The sequence below is a fragment of the Parafrankia sp. Ea1.12 genome (assembly GCF_900465275.1).
In the GTDB taxonomy this organism is placed as follows: domain Bacteria; phylum Actinomycetota; class Actinomycetes; order Frankiales; family Frankiaceae; genus Parafrankia; species Parafrankia soli.
Genome location: NZ_UBIZ01000156.1, coordinates 1 through 2,592, shown reverse-complemented (window position 1 = coordinate 2,592; position 2,592 = coordinate 1). Strand labels below are relative to the sequence as shown.

The following is a 2,592-nucleotide window of genomic DNA, read 5'->3' as shown; positions in this document are numbered from 1 at the left end:
TGGTGCGACGCGAGGTCGCAATGTGTGAGTGAGCGGAACGAAAGGAGGGTCGACGTGGTCGACGATTCGGCTCCGGGCTAGTGCTCACAGCCCGTCCCCGCCTCCGGCATGCGTCGCGTATGCACTCCATGCGCGGGGTGTGAAGCCCGGGGGGAAGCCCAAGGGTCGGTGATCCATCCACAGGCTACAGGCAAGGGGAAGGCCGGAAGGGTGAATAAGGTGAAGCCTCGATGGAAGCCTCGTTAAGAAAGAACGCCGGTGATGGGATGCCGATACGGCGGTTAGGGCCTGCCGTTGAGAAACGGCGGTGGCAGCCGGGGGTATGTGCTTGGCTGTGCGAGCACCACGGCTCCGGGGTAGAGAGGACACCCGACACCGGTCGCATCTCACACGTGCGGAACGCGGAAACCTCGCTACGGTCCGGGGACGTTGACCTGTCCCCGGTAAGCCGACCGTAAGGGGGGCTGAATCCCGTGGCGAGACAGGATGACTCGAGAAGCGAACGGCGGCATGTCGAAAAGACAACAGGAAAGCGGGCGCAGGTGGCTGGACCTCCACCCGGCCGTATCCGTATAACTGGCCGCATACCAGGCTTGGTGCCTGGGTTCCGAAAGGAAGCTGACGCGAGCCGGGTAGCCCTTTGAACGAGTCGATGCCCATGAACCGCCAGAATCCGAGGAGCATGTTAGGCGCCATGGAGGAAGATATGACCGGCACCACCGTCGATATGGCGGCGGTCGGCGTGTCCCACGCCATGGTGAACGGATCCGAGGAGCCACTCGACTGGGACGCCATTGACTGGCGGACCGAGGAGAACAAGGTACGGCGGCTACGGCAGAGGATCTTCAAGGCGGCGCAGGCAGGCGACTGGAAACAGACACGCAACCTGCAGAAGCTCATGCTGCGCAGCCGAGCCAACACGCTGGTCAGCGTGCGGCAGGTGAGCCAGCGCAACACCGGCCGCCGTGCCGGTGGCGTCGACGGGCGGGTCGTTCTGACCTCCCGGAGCCGAGCCGAACTGGCGATCTTCCTGCACCGCCAGACCACACTTGGCCGGGCGCTGCCGGTACGGCGGGTGTACATACCGAAAAGAGGCGGAAAACAACGCCCAATTGGGATTCCTGTCATCGCTGACCGCGCCCAGCAGCAGCGGGTGCGTAACGCGTTGGAACCTGAGTGGGAAGCTCGGCTGGACGCCAGACAGTACGGCTTCCGACCGGGCCGCGGCTGCCACGACGCGATCGAAATGATCTGGAAAGTTGCACGCGGGAGAAACACCCGCGGCTGGGTCCTCGACGCGGACCTGGAAGCCGCATTCGACCGACTCGACCACAACCACCTACTCGAAAAGCTCGACGGCTTCCCCGCACGGGAACAGGTCCGGGCCTGGCTGAAGGCAGGTGTGGTCGACAAGGGCCGGTACACCCCGACCAAGAAAGGAGCTCCACAAGGCGGGGTAATCTCACCGTTGCTCTTGAATATAGCACTCCAGGGCATCGAGGAAGCCGCCGGGACCAGGCACAAGAAGAACGGAGACACGCAACGGGGAACCCCTGTCGTGATCGTCTACGCAGACGACCTGGTGGCTTTGTGCCACAGCCGCGAGCAGGCCGACCTGGTCCAGGAACGACTCACAGCATGGCTGGCACCGAAAGGTCTCCGCTTCAACCCGGCGAAGACCCGCATCGTGGCTATTGAAGACGGGTTCGATTTCCTGTCCTTCAACGTCCGGCGGTATCACACCGCCGACGGCCCGAAGCTGCTGATCAAGCCCAGCAAGGAGTCGCTGGTCACCATCCGGCGACGGCTGAAGACTGAGATCCACACCCTGCGCGGCCATCCGGCAGCCGACGTGGTCAACCGCCTCAACCCGATCATCCGGGGGCAGGCGGCCTACTACCGCACCGGAGTGTCGAAGGTGACCTTCGCCGCCCTCGATCACTGGTTGTGGCACCGGCTCCACAGCTGGGCCCGCCGCCAGCACCAGCGGAAAAACCGCAGGTGGGTCGCGCGACGCTACTTCGGCCGCCACCACCCGTCCAGGAACGACAAGTGGGTCTTCGGCGACCCGAAAACCGGCGCCTACCTCCACCGGTACTCCTGGACACCGATCGTCCGGCACGTCCCCGTGGCGGGCCGGTCGTCTCCCGACGACCCCGCCCTGGCCCGGTACTGGGCCGACCGGCGCAGCCGGCACAACCGCCGTCACCCGCCGCTGGCCCCGACCACCCAGCGCGCTCTGCGCGCCCAAACCGGGCGGTGCGCCCGCTGCGGGGACTTCCTGCTCCACACCGGGGACCCACCCGACTCCCCCCACCAGTGGGAGGCGTGGTTCCGCGCCACCCGCACCGCGATCACCCGAACGGCGATCCCGGTGCCCGGCGCCCCCGGCCCGGCCGGCGATCGACCCCGCCTCGTACACGCCAGCTGCCACCGCCGACATCCCGCCGGCGAGACAGCCGACACGGACAGCGATCTGTAGGGCCTGCCCGCCCACGCGGGCCGCTTGAGCCCGGTGCCGCGACGAGTGGCACGCCGGGTTCTGAAGGGGCGGGGGCGCAGCAACGCGCCCCCGCTACCTGACGACTGCGC

The 2,592-nt window shown here is 66.7% G+C and carries 1 protein-coding gene; it reads left to right on the top strand.

What is annotated here, in order from left to right; translation table 11 throughout:
* The first annotated feature begins 706 nt into the window (after positions 1 to 706).
* The gene (locus tag FMEAI12_RS04340) at positions 707 to 2,482 is read left to right on the top strand and encodes a reverse transcriptase domain-containing protein (protein WP_112105051.1); all 1,776 of its coding nucleotides are present in this window, start codon (positions 707 to 709) and stop codon (positions 2,480 to 2,482) included.
* The last annotated feature ends 110 nt before the right edge of the window (positions 2,483 to 2,592 follow it).

Excerpts from the sequence above, each read along its gene's own strand:
- FMEAI12_RS04340 (WP_112105051.1), top strand. The coding sequence starts at position 707 with ATGACCGGCACCACCGTCGATATGGCGGCGGTCGGCGTGTCCCACGCC.